Origin of the sequence: Kitasatospora sp. SC0581 (genome assembly GCF_048159585.1) — a bacterium.
In the GTDB taxonomy this organism is placed as follows: Bacteria; Actinomycetota; Actinomycetes; order Streptomycetales; family Streptomycetaceae; genus Kitasatospora.
On record NZ_JBLRWA010000001.1, the window covers coordinates 1 to 19,514 of the forward strand.

The 19,514-nt window shown below is 71.9% G+C and carries 17 protein-coding genes, 1 rRNA gene, 1 pseudogene and 1 riboswitch; of the genes and pseudogenes, 11 read left to right on the plus strand and 8 right to left on the minus strand.

Going from position 1 to position 19,514, the window contains the following annotated elements:
• The 4 genes from ACLWS4_RS00005 to ACLWS4_RS00020 form a co-directional block, all read right to left on the minus strand.
• Nucleotides 1–75: ribosomal RNA gene (locus ACLWS4_RS00005) — 16S ribosomal RNA — on the minus strand; the annotation flags it as partial.
• A gap of 443 nt (nt 76–518) precedes the next feature.
• Entirely contained in the window at nt 519–1,595 is a 1,077-nt protein-coding gene (locus ACLWS4_RS00010) for a threonine aldolase family protein (RefSeq protein ID WP_049650550.1), read from the minus strand.
• On the minus strand, nt 1,592–2,350 hold the full coding sequence (locus tag ACLWS4_RS00015) for an SDR family NAD(P)-dependent oxidoreductase (RefSeq protein WP_079272480.1): 759 nt from the start codon (nt 2,348–2,350) through the stop codon (nt 1,592–1,594). The genes ACLWS4_RS00010 and ACLWS4_RS00015 overlap by 4 nt, the downstream gene beginning before the upstream one ends.
• On the minus strand, nt 2,347–3,747 hold the full coding sequence (locus tag ACLWS4_RS00020) for a DUF6421 family protein (protein WP_049650551.1): 1,401 nt from the start codon (nt 3,745–3,747) through the stop codon (nt 2,347–2,349). The genes ACLWS4_RS00015 and ACLWS4_RS00020 overlap by 4 nt, the downstream gene beginning before the upstream one ends.
• 536 nt (nt 3,748–4,283) lie before the next feature.
• On the opposite strand from ACLWS4_RS00020, the gene ACLWS4_RS00025 reads away from it, so the two are divergent.
• The 5 genes from ACLWS4_RS00025 (at nt 4,284) to ACLWS4_RS00045 (ending at nt 8,860) form a co-directional block, all read left to right on the plus strand.
• Complete coding sequence (locus ACLWS4_RS00025; protein WP_380778049.1) at nt 4,284–5,171, plus strand: ABC transporter substrate-binding protein; 888 nt, start codon at nt 4,284–4,286, stop codon at nt 5,169–5,171.
• 53 nt (nt 5,172–5,224) lie between these two features.
• A complete protein-coding gene (locus tag ACLWS4_RS00030; protein ID WP_416873283.1) occupies nt 5,225–6,124 on the plus strand; it encodes an amino acid ABC transporter permease in 900 nt (299 codons plus the stop codon).
• Nucleotides 6,121–6,879 carry an amino acid ABC transporter ATP-binding protein gene (locus tag ACLWS4_RS00035; protein WP_416872992.1) on the plus strand — a complete coding sequence of 253 codons (759 nt, stop codon included), beginning with the start codon at nt 6,121–6,123 and terminating at the stop codon, nt 6,877–6,879. The genes ACLWS4_RS00030 and ACLWS4_RS00035 overlap by 4 nt, the downstream gene beginning before the upstream one ends.
• Nucleotides 6,880–7,203: 324 nt before the next feature.
• On the plus strand, nt 7,204–7,758 hold the full coding sequence (locus ACLWS4_RS00040; protein WP_380737966.1) for a DUF5134 domain-containing protein: 555 nt from the start codon (nt 7,204–7,206) through the stop codon (nt 7,756–7,758).
• 154 nt (nt 7,759–7,912) lie between these two features.
• A complete protein-coding gene (locus tag ACLWS4_RS00045; protein ID WP_117492506.1) occupies nt 7,913–8,860 on the plus strand; it encodes a M56 family metallopeptidase in 948 nt (315 codons plus the stop codon).
• 58 nt (nt 8,861–8,918) lie between these two features.
• Here ACLWS4_RS00045 and ACLWS4_RS00050 read toward each other — a convergent pair whose 3' ends face one another.
• Nucleotides 8,919–9,353, minus strand: coding sequence for a MarR family winged helix-turn-helix transcriptional regulator (locus ACLWS4_RS00050; RefSeq protein WP_049650557.1), 435 nt, complete (start codon nt 9,351–9,353; stop codon nt 8,919–8,921).
• Between the two features lie 87 nt (nt 9,354–9,440).
• On the opposite strand from ACLWS4_RS00050, the gene ACLWS4_RS00055 reads away from it, so the two are divergent.
• Complete coding sequence (locus tag ACLWS4_RS00055; RefSeq protein WP_416872993.1) at nt 9,441–10,955, plus strand: MFS transporter; 1,515 nt, start codon at nt 9,441–9,443, stop codon at nt 10,953–10,955.
• A 228-nt stretch (nt 10,956–11,183) separates the two neighbouring features.
• The gene (locus ACLWS4_RS00060; RefSeq protein WP_049650559.1) at nt 11,184–11,789 is read left to right on the plus strand and encodes a TetR/AcrR family transcriptional regulator; all 606 of its coding nucleotides are present in this window, start codon (nt 11,184–11,186) and stop codon (nt 11,787–11,789) included.
• A 79-nt stretch (nt 11,790–11,868) separates the two neighbouring features.
• Here ACLWS4_RS00060 and ACLWS4_RS00065 read toward each other — a convergent pair whose 3' ends face one another.
• Nucleotides 11,869–12,735, minus strand: coding sequence for a helix-turn-helix domain-containing protein (locus tag ACLWS4_RS00065; protein ID WP_049650560.1), 867 nt, complete (start codon nt 12,733–12,735; stop codon nt 11,869–11,871).
• A gap of 418 nt (nt 12,736–13,153) precedes the next feature.
• Here ACLWS4_RS00065 and ACLWS4_RS00070 point away from each other — a divergent pair, with 418 nt between their 5' ends.
• A complete protein-coding gene (locus tag ACLWS4_RS00070; protein ID WP_241853036.1) occupies nt 13,154–13,729 on the plus strand; it encodes an ATP-binding protein in 576 nt (191 codons plus the stop codon).
• A 376-nt stretch (nt 13,730–14,105) separates the two neighbouring features.
• Here the strand turns inward: ACLWS4_RS00070 and ACLWS4_RS00075 are convergent.
• Nucleotides 14,106–14,369: pseudogene (locus ACLWS4_RS00075) on the minus strand (DUF397 domain-containing protein).
• Nucleotides 14,370–14,927: 558 nt separating this feature from the next.
• Here ACLWS4_RS00075 and ACLWS4_RS00080 point away from each other — a divergent pair.
• From ACLWS4_RS00080 to ACLWS4_RS00090, 3 genes are all read left to right on the plus strand, one after another.
• Nucleotides 14,928–15,887, plus strand: a complete 960-nt coding sequence (locus ACLWS4_RS00080) for a hypothetical protein (RefSeq protein WP_234348297.1) — start codon at nt 14,928–14,930, stop codon at nt 15,885–15,887.
• Nucleotides 15,888–16,337: 450 nt separating this feature from the next.
• Nucleotides 16,338–16,508, plus strand: a riboswitch (cyclic di-AMP (ydaO/yuaA leader).
• Nucleotides 16,495–17,880 carry a transglycosylase family protein gene (locus ACLWS4_RS00085; protein WP_416872994.1) on the plus strand — a complete coding sequence of 462 codons (1,386 nt, stop codon included), beginning with the start codon at nt 16,495–16,497 and terminating at the stop codon, nt 17,878–17,880. Its footprint overlaps the riboswitch before it by 14 nt.
• A gap of 296 nt (nt 17,881–18,176) precedes the next feature.
• Nucleotides 18,177–18,377: a hypothetical protein gene (locus ACLWS4_RS00090; protein ID WP_117492512.1), complete on the plus strand. Its 201-nt coding sequence runs from the start codon at nt 18,177–18,179 to the stop codon at nt 18,375–18,377.
• Between the two features lie 109 nt (nt 18,378–18,486).
• On the opposite strand, the gene ACLWS4_RS00095 is transcribed toward ACLWS4_RS00090, so the two are convergent.
• On the minus strand, nt 18,487–19,506 hold the full coding sequence (locus tag ACLWS4_RS00095; RefSeq protein ID WP_181970866.1) for a LacI family DNA-binding transcriptional regulator: 1,020 nt from the start codon (nt 19,504–19,506) through the stop codon (nt 18,487–18,489).
• Between the last annotated feature and the right edge of the window lie 8 nt (nt 19,507–19,514).

A 19,514-nucleotide genomic window follows, 5' to 3' on the forward strand; every position in this document is an offset into this window, starting at 1 on the left:
GCTTCACCGTTCGACTTGCATGTGTTAAGCACGCCGCCAGCGTTCGTCCTGAGCCAGGATCAAACTCTCCGTGAATGCTTACCCGGCAGTGCTCGATTAAAAGCGCCGGTCGACACCCGCGTTGAGCGGCACGGCAACCACCGGAATAGGGTGATCCCGCGCACTGCGTCCTCGCTAGTGTTTGTTTCAAAAGGAATCTCCAACCCCAGTCGCAATGACCGAGGCCGGGGATGTCAACATATCTGGCGTTGACTTTTGGCACGCTGTTGAGTTCTCAAGGAACGGACGCTTCCTTCGGACCGCCTTCCAGCGGACCCTCCGGGCTTCGTTCTTTCGTGTTTCCAGCTTATCAGACGCTTTCCGCTCCGTTTTCCGGAGTTTCATTCATCGGATTCGCTTTCCGCTTTGCCGCCCCGGTCTCCCGCGGCGACTCCGGAACTGTACGGGCACCGGCCCGTCACATGCAAATCGTCCCGCCCCGCTGTCGCGGGACGGGACGATCCGTCGTTCGAGCACCGTCAGGCGCGGCCCATCTCCTCGGCGATGGCCGCCGCGAAGGCGTCGATGTCGGCCTCCGTGGTGTCGAAGGCGCACATCCAGCGGACCTCGCCGGTGTGCTCGTTCCAGAAGTAGAAGCGATAGCGCTTCTGGAGCCGCTCGCTCACCTCGCGCGGGAGGATCGCGAACACCGCGTTCGCCTGGGCCGGGCGGACCACCTCGACGCCGTCGATCTTCCGGACCGCGGCCTCCAGGCGGCTGGCCATCGCGTTGGCGTGGCCGGCGTTGCGCAGGTAGAGGTCGCCGGAGAGCAGGGCCTCGAACTGGACCGAGACGAAGCGCATCTTCGAGGCGAGCTGCATCGAGGTCTTGCGCAGGTACGTGATGTTGCGAACCCGCTCCGGGTTGAGCACCACCACGACCTCGCCGAACAGCAGGCCGTTCTTCGTCCCGCCGAAGGAGAGCACGTCGACGCCCACGTCGGTGGTGAAGGCGCGCAGCGGCTGGCCGAGCGAGGCGGCGGCGTTGGCCAGGCGGGAGCCGTCCACGTGGACGAGCATGCCCAGCTGGTGGGCGTGCTCGGTGATCGCGCGGATCTCGTCGGCGGTGTAGAGGGTGCCGAGCTCGGTGCTCTGGGTGATGGAGACCGCGAGCGGCTGCGCGCGGTGCTCGTCGCCGAAGCCCCAGGCCTGCTGGTCGAGCAGCTCGGGGGTGAGCTTGCCGTCCGGGGTGGGGACGGTGAGCAGCTTGATGCCGCCCATCTTCTCCGGGGCGCCGCCCTCGTCCACGTGGATGTGGGCGGACTCGGCGCAGACCACCGCGCCCCAGCGCGGGAGCAGGGCCTGGAGGGCGACCACGTTGGCGCCGGTGCCGTTGAAGACGGGGTAGGCCTCGGCCTTGTCGCCGAAGTGGCGACGGAAGACGTCCTGGAGGTGGGCCGTGTAGTCGTCCTCGCCGTAGGCGATCTGGTGGCCGCCGTTGGCGAGGGCTATCGCGGCGAGGACCTCCGGGTGCACGCCGGCGTAGTTGTCGCTGGCGAAGCCGCGGACGGCGGGGTCGTGCCGCCGTACCGCGTCCGTACGGGTGAGGTCGGTCATCGGGCTGTCAGCCACAGGTGCTGTCCGTTCAGTTCTGCTGCGGGGCGGTCCCAGAGGCCCGCCAGGTGTCCGGCGAGGTCGGCGGTGTCGGTGAAGCCGGCGAACTTCGCCTCCGGCTTCTCGGCCCGCATTTCGGGACTGACCAGCGCCTTGATGACCAGGATCGCAGCCGCCGCGGTGGGCTCGCCGTCGGGGGCGGTGGTCTCCTTCTTGAAGGAGTCGGCCATGGCGAGGGTCCACGCCTCGGTGGCGGCCTTGGCGGCCGCGTAGGCGGCGCCGCCGGCGGTGGGCTTGTGCGCGGCCGCGGCGGAGATCATCGCGTAGCGGCCGGCGGTGCTCCGGACCAGCGCGGGCTGGAAGGCCAGCGAGGTGTGCTGGAGGGTGCGCACGACGGTGTCGTGCAGGAAGTCCCAGTCGTCCAGCCGGGTGTCGAAGAAGGTCTTGCCGCCGCGCCAGCCGCCGACCAGGTGGAACAGGCCGTCGACGTGGCCGTGCTCGGACTCCAGGTGGTCGGCCCAGTCGTGGACCTCCTGGGGGTCGAGCAGGTCGATCACCTGGCCGCTGACCTTGGCCCCGCGGACGGCCACCCGGGTGGCGTCCAGCGCGGACTCCAGGCGCTGGGCGTCGATGTCGGCGCCGATCACGGTGGCACCGTCGGCGGTGAGGCGGCGCAGCACGGCGCGGCCGGCCGGGCCGCTGGCTCCGGCGACGGCGATGACCTTGCCGGCCAGCGGGGCGTTGGTGGAGGTGGTCACGCGGCGGCTCCCTGGATCCCGGCGCCGGTGATGCCGGCGGTGGCGGCGATGACACCGCTCAGCTTCTTGTTGAGGGCCTCGTAGAACATGCTCAGCGGGAACTCGTCCGGGAGCACGGCGTCGCAGAGGGCCTTGTTGAGGGCCTTGCCATCGGTGATGTCGAGCGGCAGGGCCTCGGAGCCCTTCGCCCAGGTGGAGGCCGGGTGCGGGGTGAGGTAGCGGGAGACCAGCTCGTACGCGGCGATCCAGTGGGCCGGCTTCGGCCGGTCGATGCCGTCGCGGTAGAGGGTCTCAATCTCGGCGCAGAGCGCGTTGGTGACCTGCTGGGCGCGCTCCCAGTCGATGCTGAGGCGGTTGTCGCGCCAGCGCAGCGCGTCGTGCTTGTGCAGGTAGGCGAAGAGCAGCTGGCCGCCGAGGCCGTCGTAGTTGCGCACCCGGTCGCCGGAGACCGGGAAGCGGAACAGGCGGTCGAAGAGGACCGCGTACTGGACGTCGCGGGCGTGCGGGTTGCCCTCGGTCTCCAGCTGCACCGCCTCCTTGAAGGTGGTGAGGTCGCAGCGGAGCTCCTCCAGGCCGTACATCCAGAACGGGCTGCGCTGCTTGATCATGAAGGGGTCGAACGGCAGGTCGCCGTGGCTGTGGGTGCGGTCGTGGACCAGGTCCCACAGGACGAAGGTCTCCTGCGCGCGCTGCTGGTCCTGGAGCAGGCCCTCGGCGTCGGCCGGGATCTCCAGGCCGAGCTGCTGGACGGCGCTGGTGGTGACGGCGCGGAAGCGCGCGGCCTCGCGGTCGCAGAAGATGCCGCCCCAGGTGAAACGTTCCGGCGCCTTGCGCACGGAGACCGTCTCGGGGAAGAGCACGGCGGAGTTGGTGTCGTAGCCGGCGGTGAAGTCCGTGAAGGTGATCGGCACGAACATCGGGTTGTCGAAGCGGGTGCGCTCCAGCTCGGCCAGCCAGTCGGGCCACACGACGCTCAGCAGGACGGCTTCCAGGTTGCGGTCCGGGTTGCCGTTCTGGGTGTACATCGGGAAGACGACCAGGTGCTCCAGCCCGTCCTCGCGCTGGGCGGCGGGCTGGAAGGCGAGGAGCGAGTCCAGGAAGTCGGGCTCGCGGTAGCCGGTGTCGGCCCACTTGGCGAGGTCCGCGTCGACGGCGGCCAGGTAGGCGGCGTCGTGCGGGAAGTTCGGAGCGAGCTCCTGGACGGCGGCGCGGACGGTCGCGACCAGCGGGTCGACCGTGTGCCGCTGGACGGCGGCCAGGTCGATCGAGCCGTCCTTCGACTGGAGCGGGCGCAGCGTCTCGACGGCCTCCTTCAGGCGCAGCCAGGCCGGGTGGCCGGCGAGGGTCGAGACCGGGGCGTCGGCCGCCACAGCGAGCCTTGGCGAAAGATTCTGCATCGTGGACTCACTTCGACAGGAGTTATTTCAACGGGAACACCATAAGTACGAAAGGTTCTCCCGTTCAAGGGGGGCCGGACGGGCAAAGTTCCGGCGCACCACCGCTCCGGCGCGGAAACCTTCGGCGAGAGGCGGGTTGTCCGGCATGTGGACAGTGATCTGGATGTTCTGGACAGATGCGCCGTTCTGATGCGAACCTCCCCGCATGCTCCCGGCGGTGATCACGGTGGCCGTACGCCACGACAGCCCGTTCCGGGCGCCCTCCCGTCGGCACGTCTGCCGTCGCTGTCGCTGTCGCGCGCGCGGCCTCTGCTGCCGCTGTCGCCGCTGTTGTTGACCGGCCTGCCGCCGACCCGGCTGCTGCCGGTCCGGCTCGGGGGGCGCCGCGGACGCGGGCCCGTACGCCGACCATGCCGCGTGTGTTCCGGCACCGCCACCGGGGGGAAGTGACCCGCCGGGATGCGGGCCGCCCGTCGCGCCCTCCCGTGCCCCTCACCTTCCTTCCGTCCCGCCGGTCCTTTCCCTGGAGCCCCGTCATGACCCTCCGCAAGCCGTCCGCCGTACTGCCCATCGCCGCGCTGGTCGCCGCCGCGGCCGTGCTGACCGCCTGCGCGCCGCAGGACTCGAAGTCCGACGCCGCCCCGGGCGCCTCGGGCGCGGCCGGGTCGGCGGCGGGCTGCGCGCCGGGCGCGCTGGCCACGCGTACCGCCGGGACGCTGACCGTCGGCACCGACAAGCCCGCGTACGACCCGTGGTTCACCGAGGACAAGCCGGAGAACGGCAAGGGCTTCGAGTCCGCCGTGGCCTACGCGGTCGCCGAGAAGCTCGGCTACCCGAAGGAGAAGGTCAGCTGGGTGGTGGCGCCGTTCAACAAGGCGACCTCGCCGGGTGCCAAGGACTTCGACTTCGACATCAACCAGGTGTCCGTCAGCGACGAACGCAAGCAGGCGGTGGACTTCTCCTCCGGTTACTACGACGTGCGCCAGACCGTCATCGCGCTGAAGAACTCCAAGGCGGCGGGGGCCAAGAGCATCGCCGACCTCAAGGGCGCCAAGCTCGGCGCGCAGGTCGGCACCACGAGCCTGGACACCATCACCGACACCATCAAGCCGAGCACCCAGCCGGCCGTCTTCGACTCCAACGACCTGGCCAAGGCAGCGCTGAAGAACGGCCAGATCGAAGCGCTGGTGGTGGACCTGCCGACCGCCTTCTACATCACCGGCGCCGAGGTGCCGGAGGCCCAGGTGGTCGGCCAGTTCGAGGTGTCCTCGCGGGCCGAGCAGTTCGGCCTGGTGCTGGACAAGGGCTCCAAGCTGACCGGCTGCGTCTCGCAGGCGGTGGACGCGCTGCGCGCCGACGGCACGCTGGCGAAGCTGGAGAAGCAGTGGCTCTCCGACGCCGTCTCGGCACCGGTGCTGAAGTGAGTGCTGACCTGGGCCCCCGGCCGAGTGGGGAGTCGTCGGGCCGGGAGGGCTCGGTGGACCTCGCCAAGGCCCCGGCGGTGCGGACCGGGACGCCGGCCGCGGAGGATGGCTACCGCCCGTCCGAGCGGCGGCTGGCGCACGAGGCCTACCGGCGCTCCCGGGCCCGCCGCTCGGCGCTGATCGCCACCGCGTCGACGCTGGCGACGGCCGTCGTGCTCTACCTGCTGGTCGTCAACTCCCCCGGCTGGGAGGTGACCCGGCGGACCTTCTTCAACCTCGACTACGCCCGCCAGGCACTGCCCGAGGTGCTGAAGGGGCTGCGGCTGAACCTGGAGCTGATGCTCGGCTGCGGGGCGCTGATCCTGGTGTTCGGGCTGCTGCTGGCGGTGCTGCGGACGCTGCGCGGGCCGGTCTTCCTGCCGGTGCGGCTGCTGGCCACCGCGTACGTGGACTTCTTCCTCGGGCTGCCGATGATCATCTGCCTGCTGGTGATGATCACCGGGGTGCCGGCGCTGCGGCTGACCGGGGTGACCACCGATCCGCTGCTGCTGGGCGGGGCCGCGCTGGTGCTGACGTACTCGGCGTACGTCTCCGAGGTGTTCCGCTCCGGCATCGAGTCGGTGCACCCGAGCCAGCGCGCCGCGGCCCGGTCGCTGGGGCTGACCAACGCGCAGGCGATGCGGTACGTGGTGCTGCCGCAGGCCGTCCGCCGGGTGGTGCCGCCGCTGCTCAACAACCTGGTGAGCCTCCAGAAGGACACCGGGCTGGTCTCGATCGGCGGGGCGATCGACGCGGTGTACGCGGCGAAGATCATCGCGGCCCGGTCCTTCAACTTCACGCCGTACCTGGTGGCGGGGCTGGTGTTCATCGTGCTGACCATTCCGTTGACCCGGTTCGCCGACTGGCTGACCACCCGGATGAACCGCCGCCAGCTGCAGGGAGGTGCGGTGTGACGTCGAGCGAGGTGCTCCGGCTGGAGTCGGTGCGCAAGACCTTCGGCGACCAGGTGGTGCTGCGCGACGTGGACCTCGCCGTGGCCGAGCACTCGGTGACGGCGCTGATCGGGGCGTCCGGCTCCGGCAAGTCCACGCTGATGCGCTGCGTCAACCTGCTGGAGGGGATCGACGACGGGGCGATCTTCCTGGACGGTGAGGAGATCACCGATCCGCGCGCGGACGAGGACGCCGTACGGCGCCGGATCGGCGTGGTGTTCCAGTCGTACAACCTGTTCCCGCATCTGACGGTGCTGGAGAACATCACGCTCGCGCCGCGCCGGGTGCACCGGGTCGCCCGGGCCGAGGCGGAGACGCGGGCGCTGGAACTGCTCGACCGGCTCGGGCTGGCGGCCAAGGCGAAGGAGTACCCGGACCGGCTGTCCGGCGGGCAGCAGCAGCGGGTCGCCATCGTGCGCGCGCTGGCCACCGGGCCGCGGCTGCTGCTCCTGGACGAGATCACCGCGGCGCTCGACCCGGTGCTGGTCGGCGAGGTGCTGTCGGTGGTGCGGGACCTCAAGGAGCAGGGGATGACGATGGTCCTCTCCACCCACGAGATGGGCTTCGCCCGCGAGGTCGCCGACCGGGTCTGCTTCCTGGACGGCGGGGTGGTGCTCGAACAGGGGCCGCCGGAGCAGGTGTTCGGCGACCCGCGGGAGGAGCGCACCCGGCAGTTCCTCAGCCGGGTGGTCGCCTCGGGGCGGCTCCAGGGCTGAGCGGGCACGCCCGGCCGGCGGGTACCGCACTGTGCGGCCGGGGTTTGCCACGAGGCGTGCGGTGGGCGTGCGGCAGGCGTGCGGCCAGGGCTTTCGCGAGGACGGGCACCACTGTGCGCCCCCGTACGCGCCCTGGCCACGCCCGGCCGGGTGCGGTGATCGTGGACCGGACGTCCGTCGCCGCGCACGGGGGCGGCGCACGGGCGACAGCCGACGGGTGACAACTGACAGCCGACAGATTTCATCATCTGTTCGCTGACCGCTGTCCGTTGTCATCTGTTCGCCGCCCGCCGCCCCGTCGCCCACCGCCCCGGGAGGCCGCCGTTGCACGGACCCGCCCTGGTCAACTGGCTCCTCGCCCTCCTCGCCGCCGGCGCGGGCACCTCCTGCCTGACCCGGCTGCGCCACTCCCCCTGCGCCCCGGGCGGCGCACACCGGCCGCTCGCCCGCGAGTCCGACGCCGCCGAGGCCCTGATGGGGCTCGGCATGGCCGCGATGGCCGTCACGGGCGCCACCGTCCCGGCCGCCGTCTGGGCCGGGCTCTTCGGCCTCCCCGCCGCCGCCTTCCTGCTCGCCGCCGTCCACGCCCCGGCCGGGCGGGCGCACCGCCTGCACCACGCGGTCGGCGCGCTCGCTATGACGTACATGGCCCTCGCGATGACGGGCACCTCCGGCCACGGGCACCACCAGGCCGCCGCCCTGGGCCTTCCGGCGCTGACCGGGGCGCTCCTCCTCTACTTCGGCGGATACACCCTCTGGACCGGCAGCCGGCTGCTGCGCACCCCGGCGGGCGCCCTCGCGGTCGGCACCGCCGGTCTGCCACAGGCCTGCCGACTCACCATGGGGATCGGCATGTTCGCCATGCTCCTGACCATGTGACGGCCGCACGCCACGACCTCCGGCACCCCAAGGCCCCCGTCCGGGCGTGGCGTTGGTCACTGGCCGGACGAAAGCCGTTCCACCGGACGTCGCCAGCGCATAGGTTGGCAGGGAACGCGTTGTCGCGTTCCGTGCGTACTCGGGGAGCCCATCGATGCCTGCCCTGATCGGCCTGCTGCTGCTCGGCCTGCTGCTCTCGACCGTCGCGCCCCGGCTGCTGGCCCGGGCCCGCTGGGCGGAGCGCGAACCGGTGCTGGCACTGCTGGTGTGGCAGTGCCTGGTGGTGGCCGTCCTGCTCTGCTGTGCGCTGGGCCTCCTCCTGGCGGCCTCCGCCGCCCTGCCGGAGCTGCGCGCGCTGCTGTTCCGCGGCGCGCCGCACGGCGTGGAGGCGGCGTACGGCCTCCAGGAGGCCGAGGGCTGGGGCCGGCTGTGCGCCGCGGCACTGGCCGCGGGCGGGGTGCAGACGGTGTTGGCGCTCACCCGGGAGGTCCGCACGGCCAAGGCACTGCGCAATCGTCGGCACGCCCAACTGGCCACCCGCGCGCCCGAGTTGCCGGACAGCATCGAGAGCGACCGGAGCCGCCGGGAGCGGCTGGTGGTCCTGGAGAACGTCCGCCCGGAGGCATGGTCGCTGCCCGGACCGGACTCCCGGCTGGTGGTCACCACCGGCGCCCTCCGGCAGCTGACCGACCGGGAGCTGGCGGCCGTGCTGAGCCATGAGCGCGGCCACGTCCGGGCCCGGCACCACTGGCTCCAGCAGTTCGCCCAGGCGCTCGCCTCCGGCTTCCCCGGGGTCGGCGTGTTCAGCGCCTTCCGGGACCAGGTGGCGGAGCTGGTCGAGCTGGCCGCCGACGACCGGGCCGCCCGTCGGCACGGCCGGCACACCACCGCCCTCGCGCTGGCCGAACTCAACCTGGACCGCGGGGTGTTCGGCTCCTGTCCGCCCGGCCTGGCACAGTCCCCGAAGCGGGTCGACCGGCTGCTCGCGGGCCGTCCGCGGCTCTCCGTCCCGCACCGGCTGCGGCTCACCGTCGGGGCGCTCGCCGCGCCCGCCGTGGTCGTCCTGCTGGCCGCCGCACCGGGGCTGCACTCGCTGCTCTGAGGCCAACCCGGCGTCAGCCCGGGGTTCTTGACGTTCCGTCAGCCGGAAAGCCGATCCGTCAGTCGGTGGACGATCCGCAGGCCGGCCCGAGTCCGCCGCCGAGGGTCAGCTCCAGCACCTGGCGGTGGAGCGGCCTGGCCTGCTCGTACCGTTCCCGCCCGGCCTCGGTGAGGGTGAGCACGACGCCCCGCCGGTCGCTCTCGCACATCGCCCGGGTGACCAGTCCGGCCTTCTCCAGGCGGGCGATCAGCCGGGAGAGCGCGCTCTGGCTCAGGTGGACGGTGTGGGCCAGCTCGCTCACCCGCACCGCGGGCCCGCCGCCGCCCCCGCACTCCTCGACGAGGCGCTCCAGCACCTCGAACTCGCTCATGCCCAGCCCGTACCGGTCGCCCAGCTCGCGGTCGAGCATGCAGGCCGCGGCGGCGTGCCGGGCCAGCAGCTCGCGCCACTGCGCGACGAGACCGGTCTCCGCCGGGGAGTCGAGTTCAGCCACGCCGCCACCCTAGCACGTGCATCGACAATTATTGCGTTCACATCTAATTCACTTGCATTGAATGCATGTGCATGTACTGTCCTCCCCATGACCACCGCGACCGTCCCATCACCCGATGCCCCGTCAACCAGCGGGCCGCACTGGACTCCCCGCCTCTGGGGCACCCTGATCGTGCTCTGCGCCGCCATGTTCCTGGACGCCCTGGACGTCTCCATGGTGGGCGTCGCCCTCCCGTCCATCGGCTCCGACCTGCACCTGTCCACCTCCACCCTGCAGTGGGTGGTCTCCGGCTACGTGCTCGGTTACGGCGGTCTGCTGCTGCTCGGCGGACGCGCCGCCGACCTGCTCGGCCGCCGCCGGGTGTTCCTGGTCGCCCTGGGCGTCTTCGCCGCCGCCTCACTGGTCGGCGGCCTGGTCGACGACGGCGGCCTGCTGATCGCGGCCCGCTTCCTCAAGGGCGTCAGCGCCGCCTTCACCGCCCCGGCCGGCCTGTCGATCATCACCACGACCTTCGCGGAGGGCCCGGCCCGCAACCGCGCCCTGTCGATCTACACCACCTGCGGTGCCAGCGGCTTCTCGCTCGGCCTGGTGCTCAGCGGCCTGCTCACCTCGGTCGGCTGGCGCTGGACCTTCCTGATGCCCGTCCCGGTCGCACTGCTCGCGCTGGTCTTCGCCGTCCGGCTGCTCCCCCGCCCGGTCGAGGAGCGCGCCAAGGGCGGCTACGACGCGCTGGGCGCGATCACCGGCACCGCGACCGTTCTGCTGCTGGTCTTCACCGTCACCGAGGCCCAGGGCGCCGGCTGGCTGAGCGCGCGCACGCTCGGCTCGATGCTCGTCGTCGCCCTGCTGGCCGCCGCCTTCCTGTGGGTGGAGAGCCGCGCCGCGCACCCGCTGGTCCGGCTCGGCATCTTCCGCAACGGTTCGGTCGCCCGGGCCAACGTGGTCGCCTTCGCGATGACCGGCGCCTACGGCGGCTTCCAGTTCGTGGTCACCCTCTACCTCCAGCACCTGCTCGGCTGGTCGGCCCTGGAGATGGCCCTCGGCCTGCTCCCCGCCGCGGCGCTCATCGCGCTCTCGGCGCCGTTCATGGGCCCGATCGTGGACCGCTTCGGCACCGGGCGGCTGCTGCCGATCGGCCTGCTCTCGCTGGTCGCCGCCTTCGCGCTGTTCCTGCGGCTGGACGAGCACAGCTCGTACCCCGGCCTGGTGCTGCCCTCGATGCTGCTGCTCGGCGTGGGCTTCGCCTTCGCCTTCCCCTCGGTGAACATCGCCGCCACCGACGGCGTGGGCGACGAGGAGCAGGGCCTGGCCTCGGGCCTGGTGAACACCGCGATCCAGGTCGGCACCGCGGTGGTCCTGGCCGGAGCGACCGCGATGATCACGGCCGGCAGCGCGGGCGGCGACAGCCCGCAGGCCCAGCTGGACGGCTACCGGCCGGCGCTGCTGTTCGTCACGATGGTCGCCCTGGTCGGCCTGGTGGTCGCGGCGGCGGGCGCCCTGGTGGACCGGCGCCGCGCCTCAACTCCCGCGCCGGTGCCGGATTATGATTACTCATCAGCCGGGTCGACCACGGCCCGCGCCGAAGTCCTGACCGAGCGCTGACCCCGGGCCCCGCCCGCGGCCGATCTCCGGGCCGTCGGGCCGTGGCGCCGGCTCCACCAAACCCCCGTGTTGGTGGAGCCGGCCGTCTTCGTGGCGGCCGCCCGGGCAGCGCCCCTCGGGGCACGGTTCCTCGGTGCGGCTGTCGGCTCCGCAAGTATATTGGCTGGCAGCCAACGAACGTTCGGAGCAGACACGATGGCACCTCGCGGGGATTCGGTCAATGAGGAGATGCGGCAACGCTCCCGCCGACGCATCATGCGGGCCACCGTCGAGCTGGTTGACCAGCGCGGATACGCGGGCACCACGCTGACGGACATCGCCGAGCGGGCCGGGCTCGCCCGCGGGCTGCTCTCGTACTACTTCGACGGCAAACGGCTGCTGATGCAGTCCGCGACGCACCGGATGATGCACCAGTCGCTGGCCTGCGCCTTGGCCGAACTGGCACCCGGTTCCTCGCCGAACGCCCGGCTGGCCCGGGCGATCGACACCGTGCTGGGGCTGGCGCTGGACCACCCCCGGGTGATGCGCTCGCACCTGGCACTGATCCTCGACCCGGACACCGGCGCCTTCGTCCAGGACCCGGAGCAGCAGCAGCTCGGGGCCCTGCTCCAGGGGCTGCTGCTCGACTGGGGCGCGCCCGACCCGGTCGCCGAGCACGCCGTCCTGCGCAGTGCGCTGATGGGCGGCTGCATCGGGGTGCTGCTGCCGGGCGCCGAGATCCCGCTGGCGCCGATCCGGGCCGACCTCTTCCGCCGCTACGACCTGGCCTGGGAGCTGGGCCGCCCGCCGCAACCGTCCCCGCCGGAACGCGAGAGGCCGCCGGCCCGCGACTGACGGCGGGTGGGCGGCCTGGCGGACCGACTGCCGGGGGCCTCGCGAGGGAGGGATCTCACAGGCCCCGGACGGCAGCGGCTCAGCGTTCCTTCAGGATCGAGGCGAGCAGGTCTATCGTGCGCTCCGGCGTGAGACTGTCCACGCAGAGCCGCTCCATGACCTGGATGTAGGCATCGACGTCGTCGCGCTTGTCCAGGTAGAGCGCGCTGGTGAGCTGCTCCAGGTAGACCACGTCCGCGAGGTCCTGCTCCGGGAAGCGCAGGATCGTGAACGCCCCGGACTCGCCCGCGTGCGCGCCGAACCGGAACGGCATGACCTGGATCACCACGTTGGCCTGCTCGGCGACGTCGATCAGGTACTGCACCTGACCGCGCATCACCTGGGGCCCGCCGACCGGCCGGCGCAGCGCGGCCTCGTCGATGACCGCCCACAGGCGCGGGCTGGCCCCCTCGGTCAGCAACTTCTGACGGCGCAGCCGGAGGCTGACCCGCCGTTCGACCTCCTCCTCGCTGATGACCGGCCGACTCTGGCCGAAAACCGCCCGTGCGTACTCCTCGGACTGCAGCAGTCCGGGGATGAACTGCACCTCGTAGGTGCGGATGAGCTGGGCGGCCTCCTCCAGGCCGACGTAGGTCTGGAACCAGCCCGGCAGCACGTCGTTGAAGCTGTGCCACCAGCCGGACTTGTTGGCCTCGCGGACGAGGCCGAGCAGGGCTTCCCGCTCGATGCCGTCGTCCACGCCGTACAGGCTGAGCAGGTCGGCGACGTCGCGCTCCTTGAAGCTGACGCGGCCGAGTTCCATGCGGCTGATCTTGGACTCGGAGGCCCGGATCGCGTAGCCCGCGTCCTCGCGGGTGATGCCGCGCGCCTCACGCAGGCGGCGCAGCTGCGAGCCGAGGAGGATCCGGCGGACCATCGAGCCGCCGCCCGGCTGAACTGTGGTCATGCGGTCGAAACCTCCACCTAGGGCAAACAGCGCACAGTCTGCCATCAGTTGAGCGCTCACGGTGCCGATACTGACGGATGTTCCTATCAGTTCTGCACTCCACGCACCAGGATGCACGTGCATTCGGCGCTTGCATATGCCAATAGTGCGACTGCACGTGAATCGACTCTTGCATCTGCAGTGAGCGCACACCACCATGGTGCACGTGCACCTGCACATCCCTGGCAATCCCGCGGGCTCCGCGTCGACCCCACGCGCGACTCCGTGCACCGACCCGACGGCGTCCCCCGCGTCATCGGGCGTTCGAGTGCGCGCGCGCCTGGTCGAGGGGGCGGCCGAGCGGCCGAGCGAGTCGGAGGTGACCGGCATGACCCCGGCGGGTCCAGCCGTGTCCGCCCCCTTATGGGAGGAGCTCTTCATGAGCACCGGTACGGCTTTGGCGGTTGACCCCCATGTGGTCACCTGTACGCTCGCTCCTCGCTTCGAAGCCGTCAGAACCGCGCGGGACTTCGCTCGGAGCACGCTCCAGCTCTGGGGCCTGACGGAACTGTTCGACGACGTCGCGCTGGTGGCCTCGGAACTCGTGACCAACGCGCTCCGGCATGCGATCGGCGCACGGCCCGACCCGTCGGGCGGCGCCCTGGGCGAGTACGACTTTCCCATGAAGCCGACCGCGGACGGCCGGCTGCCGATCCGAATAAGCCTGGTGCACCGCGCACCCCAGGTGGTCTGCGCGGTGAGCGATCCGAGCAGCACCGGCCCGGTCGCCCGGGAGGCCGACTTCGTCGCCGAATCGGGCCGCGGGCTGCACCTGGTGGAGTCGTTCAGCCGCTCCTGGGGCTGGCACCCGCTGGGCAGCGGCAAGGTGGTCTGGGCGATGTTCGAGGCCGAGTCGGTCGGCGGTTCCCCGCTGGACGGACACCCCGGGCTCGGCGGCCGCTCACCGCTCGACGGTCCCGTCGACGTCGGCGGACGGCATCGGCGCTCGGCCTAGGACGGGCCCCGCGCTCCGAGCGGGTCCTGTACTCCCAGCGGGCCCCGTGCTCCGAGCGGGCCCGGCGTTCCGGACGAGCCCTGACCCCGGGACAGGCCCTGCGCTCCGGAGGAGCCCTGCCTTCGGGACGGACCCCGCGCCGGACGGCGCGCGGCCGGTCGACGGACACCCCGGGAGGACCGCACCCCGGGCGCTTCCAGCAGGCCCCGTCGAGAGCCTCCGGCACCACGGAACCGCGAGCGGCTCAGCGCGGCCGGGCGGCCGGACGGATCCGGGAGAGGCCTCCGGAGCGAAGACATCCGGAGGAGACAAAGACAAAGGCCGTCGTGGTGTCGGCACCCACGACGGCCCCCCGATGATGGAGCACGGCGGCTGGTCAGACCGCCAGGTGGTCGAACTCCCCGTCCTTCGCCCCCAGCAGCAGGGCGGAGATCTCGGCCCGGGTTTAGATGAGTGCGGGGCCGTCCGGGAACCGCGAGTTGCGCATCGCCACATCGCCGCCCGGCAGGGCCGCGAACTCGACGCAGTTGCCCTGGGAGTTGCTGTGCCGGCTCTTCTGCCAGACCACCCCCTGGAGATCGGCGGCGGCCATCCCGTTGTAGGTGTCGTACGAGCCGTGCGTGTCCTGCGAGTCGTGCATAGAAATCTCCCGAAGAGCTCCGGAGTTGTCGTCCAGCGCGGCGCCCCCGGCACCGCCGAAACGAACGGACCGGCCCCGTACCGGTCCGGCACAACGCCTCACTTGACGTGATGATAGCCGCAGTGCACGTGCATCAGCACGGGACATTGCAGGTGCACGAGGCCTTTTACCCGCAGCCGCGAACTCTTCACGGGCCCTTCCCCTGACGGTACGTAAACGGACATAGCCGATGAATCGTCGAGCCCGCGATAACCGGCCGTGAGCACCTCCCCGCTGAATGTTGATCTTCGAATGCCGGGAGTCGCCCGCCCGTGACCCTCCGTCAAGCCGGGCTCATGCTGTGAGACATCTCACGCGCCCAGGGTGCAACGCCCGTCCCCTCGGATCGCGTCGGGACAAGCACCGGCCACCATGCGGGGGTTGGGCGAAGAATGTCCGGATTGTAGGCAAAGCGCCCGGACCGGCGCCGGAGACGCACCGGGTCCGTACCGCGAGCACGCGAAACCCGTACGGCAGCCGACTGCAAGCCGGACGGGCCGATGTCCTACGATCTCCGGCATGAGCACCGCAGCCATTCCGGGCGCGCCACTGCCCGTCCGTACTCCAGGCTCCCGTGCGCGGGGGCGCCACCGTCGTCCCGAGCGCCCCGAGATCCCGGCCGGCGCCCCGGCCCTGGTGCTCGCCGTGCCCGCGACCGCCGGGCCCGAGTCCCGCTCGGTCGTCGAGGAGCTGCTCTCGATCGTCCGCACCGAGCAGAACGGCGTCCAGACCGCCGTCGGCTACCTCCCCGGTGACGGTGCGGCGGGCGCGAGCGGCGAGGACCGCACCGTGGCCGAGCTGCTGGCCCTGGCCGCCGAGGCCGGGCGGCCGATGCCCGTCCTGGTGCCGCTGGTGCCCGGCCCGCACACCTTCCTGACCGGGCTTCACGCGCTCGCCGCCGAGTACGGCGCGCCCGTCACCGACCCGCTGGGCCCGCACCCGCTGCTGGCCGAGGCCGTGCACGTCCGGCTCTCCGAGGCCGGGCTGGCCCGGGCCGACCGCGCCCGACTGTTCGCCATCGCGACCGCCGCGGACGGCGTGGTGCTGACCACCGTCGGCGGCGAGGACGCGGCCGCCGCGGCCGGCATCACCGGCGTGCTGCTGGCCGCCCGGCTGGCCGTGCCGGTCGTCGCCGCCGCGCTCGACGTGCCCGGCTCGGTGGCCGCGGCCGTCAACCACCTCAAGGACACCGGCTCGCAGCGCCCGGCGCTGGCCCCGCTGGTGATCGGCCCGGAGGCGGACTCCGAGCTGCTCGCCACCGCCGCCGAGGAGACCGGCTGCCCGTCGGCCGCGCCGCTGGGCGCCTACCCGTCGGTCGGCCAGCTGATCGCCTCCACCTACCTGGCCGCGCTGCCCACGCCGTCCCCGGAGGACCTGGCACGGGCCGAGGCGGAGGCGGCGGCCGCCGCCGAGGCCGAGGGGGTCGTGGAGGGCTCCCGTGGCGCCCACGCGGCCGCCGAGGGGCCTGGCGGACGATAAGGACACCGCGCGCGGGTTCGCGCGCACCGAAGGGCCCGGAACGGATCGCGTTCCGGGCCCTTCCGCGTACTTCCCCCACCCCGTCCGTCCCGTACGGGAGTCACCCGGCAATGAAGGGGAATGTCCGTTCTGGCGCTATTTGAAAGGAAATAGGGAGCGTGGATTCACATGCTCCGATCGCGACCGCTCCCCCACCCGCCGGAGTGCGCCACTCCGCGATTCGACGCACCGTCACGCCACTCCTGAGGCGGAGCCAGTTGTCGGCTTCCACAACAGCATTGCCTGAAAACGATCATTTACGATCATGGTGAGTGGCAATTTTGGCAGTTTCCACTAAACCGTGATGCACATCACAGTGGTTTGCAGTTTGAACTTAAGTCTGATTAACGTGCTCCCCGTTCGTGACCACACGAACCCGGTCATCCGCAACGCCGAGTCCTGCCGTCGGATGTCCTGGAAGCGCGAAAACGCACCACGGCAGGAGCGGGGGACCCACAGGTAAGTCGCCCCGGACCGCTCTCCGGAACGGTCCAGGGCTAGGGGTGAAGCCGTGCTCACCGCACGGCCGGGCAACTCCAGCCCGAATCCGACAGCTCACCTCGCAGGCGTGGGAGAGGACCACGTCTTCATGCTGCCCACCAACGGCACCCGTCTGTCCGGCCGTACCCGTCGCGTGATCGCCGCCCTCGGCGTCGCGGGCGTCGGCCTCACCGTCCCCTGCCTCACCACCGGCACCGCCTCGGCCGCCTCCGTCGCCACCTGGGACAAGGTCGCCCAGTGCGAGAGCGGCGGCAACTGGAGCATCAACACCGGCAACGGCTTCTACGGCGGCCTCCAGTTCACCTCCAGCACCTGGTCCGCCTTCGGCGGCACGGCCTACGCGGCCCGCGCCGACCTGGCCGCCAAGGACCAGCAGATCGCCGTCGCCGAGAAGGTCCTCGCCTCGCAGGGCCCCGGCGCCTGGCCGGTCTGCTCGGTCCAGGCCGGGCTCACCAAGGGCGGCGCCGCGGCCGCCGTTGACACCTCGGCGGGTTCGACCGCCGCCAAGCCCGCCGCGCCCGCCCAGAGCGCCAAGCCGGCCGCTCCGGCCGCGAAGCCCAGCGCCAAGCCCGCACAGCCCCAGACCCCCGCCGCGAAGCCCGCCGCGCCCGCCCAGGGCGACGCGCAGGCCTCCACCGACTCCGCCGCCTCCGGCAACCGGAGCGACTGGGTGCAGAAGCGCCAGCAGCAGGCCCAGGGCGGCGACTACACCGTCGTCGAGGGCGACTGGCTGTCCGCGATCGCCGACCAGCACAAGGTGCAGGGCGGCTGGCAGCGGCTGTACGACCTCAACCGCGGCACCCTGACCGAGGGTCCGGACACCATCTACCCGGGCCAGCAGCTGTCCTTCGGCGGCAACGGCCAGGCCCGGGCCGGCCAGTCCTCCGCCGGCACGTCCGGCTCGGACTTCACCTGGTTCGACCGCTCGCAGAAGTCCGGCCAGTCCGCGAACGGCGGTGCCGTGAACGCCCAGCCGACCGCGCAGCCCGAGGCCCCGGCCGCCAAGCCGTCCACCAAGCCGGCCGCGAAGCCCGCCACCAAGCCCGCTCCGCAGCCCCAGGCCCAGACGCAGACCCAGGCGCCGGCCGCGACCGGCAGCATGGCCGCCGCGGTCTCCTTCGCCCAGTCGAAGGTCGGTCAGGCGTACGTCTACGGCGGCACCGGCAACGGCGGCTGGGACTGCTCCGGCCTGACCCAGGCCGCGCTGCGCGCCGCGGGCGTCTCCGTCCCGCGCGTCGCCGCCGACCAGGCCGCCGCCAGCACCCACGTCTCGCTGGACAGCCTCCAGGCGGGCGACCTGCTGTTCTGGTCCAACAACGGCAAGGACTCCGGCGTCTACCACGTCGCGATCTACGTCGGCAACGGCAAGTACGTCGAGGCCGCCAACCCGAGCTCGGGCGTCCGCGAGCAGAGCATCGCCAACTGGGCCCCGGACTTCGCCGGCCGGGTCTGAGGACGGCGCACGGTCCACGGCGCACGGCCGACGGACGGCCGGTAACAGCTGACGGGTAACAGATAACAGCTGACAGCTTTCAACATCTGTCAGCTGTTATCCGTCAGCTGTCGGCCGTCGTCCGAACGCTGACCGCCCACCACCCCCGGGGAGAGTCTGGTCGCTCCTCCCCGGGGGTTCCGGCGTTCCCGGGGCCCCGGCGTGCCCGACCGTTCCCGACCGCGGTTCCACCCCGTTCCGTGGTGGATCGCCGCCCCAGCGGGCATGCTGCTGCTCTGCACCCGAGGAGGAGTCACATGGCCCAGGTCACCGTCACCCTCGACGCGAACCTCGCGATCGACGCGATGATGCTTTCCGGCACCAAGAGCCCCCAGGACGCCGTCGAGCTGGTCCTGCGCGACTACCTGGCCCGCGGCCGCCGCACCGAGACCCGTACCGGCGAGGCCGCCGACGGGCACCGCCTGACCGCCGACCGCCCGACCGCCCAGGAGGGCTGACCCACCCCACGGCCTGCCACGGCCCGCGACGGCCGACCGCGCGCACGCCGACGGGCCCCGGAGAGCGATCGCCCTCCGGGGCCCGTCCGACGGCCGTGGCGGCCGGGGTTCAGCGCGCGCAGGCCCCGGTGGACCCGCGCATCACCAGCTCCGGCTGGAACATGAACTCGCCGCGCTGGGCGGCGTTCCCGCCGACCTCCTCCAGCAGCGCGTCCACCGCCGCCGTGGCCATCGCCTCGACCGGCTGGCGGATCGTGGTCAACGGCGGCTCGGTGAAGGCGATCAGCGGAGAGTCGTCGAAGCCGACCACCGACACGTCCTGCGGCACCGACAACCCGCGCTGCCGCACCGCCCGGATCGCCCCGAGCGCCATCATGTCGCTCCCGCAGACGATCGCCGTGCAGCCCTTGTCGAGCAGCGCGCCGGCCGCCGCGTGCCCGCCCTCCACGCTGAACAGCGTGTGGTGGACGAGGTTCTCGGCCTCCTCCCGGCCGAGCCCGAGCACCTCGCGCATCGCCGCCGTGAAGCCCTCGATCTTGCGCAGCACCGGTACGTACCGGCGCTGACCGACGGCCAGTCCGATCCGCTCGTGCCCGAGTTCGGCCAGGTGCTGGACGGCCATCCACATCGCGGCGCGGTCGTCCGGCGAGATGAACGGCGCGTCGATCTTCTCGCTGTAGCCGTTGATCAGCACGAACGGCACCCCGCGCCCGGCCAGCCGGGCGTAGCGGTCGTGGTCGGCGGTGGTGTCGGCGTGCAGGCCGGAGACGAAGACGATGCCCGCCACGCCCCGGTCCACCAGCATGTCCACCAGTTCGTCCTCGGTGGACCCGCCCGGCGTCTGGGTGCACAGCACCGGGGTGTAGCCGTGTCGGCTGAGCACCTGCTCGATCACCTGGGCCAGCGCCGGGAAGATCGGGTTGCTGAGCTCCGGCGTGATCAGGCCGATCAGCCCGGCGCTGCGCTGGCGAAGGCGGGTCGGCCGCTCGTACCCGAGCACGTCGAGTGCCGCCAGCACGGTCTGCCGGGTGGCGGCGGAAACGTTCGCCTTGCCGTTGAGCACGCGGGAGACGGTGGCTTCGCTGACCCCCGCCTGCGCCGCGATGTCTGAGAGTCGCGCCGTAGTCACGGTCCCAG

Coding starts and splice junctions, on each gene's coding strand:
- ACLWS4_RS00065 (WP_049650560.1), bottom strand. CDS start 12,735: ATGACCACAGTTCAGCCGGGCGGCGGCTCGATGGTCCGCCGGATCCTC.
- ACLWS4_RS00070 (WP_241853036.1), top strand. CDS start 13,154: ATGAGCACCGGTACGGCTTTGGCGGTTGACCCCCATGTGGTCACCTGT.
- ACLWS4_RS00055 (WP_416872993.1), top strand. CDS start 9,441: ATGACCACCGCGACCGTCCCATCACCCGATGCCCCGTCAACCAGCGGG.
- ACLWS4_RS00045 (WP_117492506.1), top strand. CDS start 7,913: ATGCCTGCCCTGATCGGCCTGCTGCTGCTCGGCCTGCTGCTCTCGACC.
- ACLWS4_RS00090 (WP_117492512.1), top strand. CDS start 18,177: ATGGCCCAGGTCACCGTCACCCTCGACGCGAACCTCGCGATCGACGCG.
- ACLWS4_RS00060 (WP_049650559.1), top strand. CDS start 11,184: ATGCGGCAACGCTCCCGCCGACGCATCATGCGGGCCACCGTCGAGCTG.
- ACLWS4_RS00080 (WP_234348297.1), top strand. CDS start 14,928: ATGAGCACCGCAGCCATTCCGGGCGCGCCACTGCCCGTCCGTACTCCA.
- ACLWS4_RS00010 (WP_049650550.1), bottom strand. CDS start 1,595: ATGACCGACCTCACCCGTACGGACGCGGTACGGCGGCACGACCCCGCC.
- ACLWS4_RS00025 (WP_380778049.1), top strand. CDS start 4,284: ATGACCCTCCGCAAGCCGTCCGCCGTACTGCCCATCGCCGCGCTGGTC.
- ACLWS4_RS00020 (WP_049650551.1), bottom strand. CDS start 3,747: ATGCAGAATCTTTCGCCAAGGCTCGCTGTGGCGGCCGACGCCCCGGTC.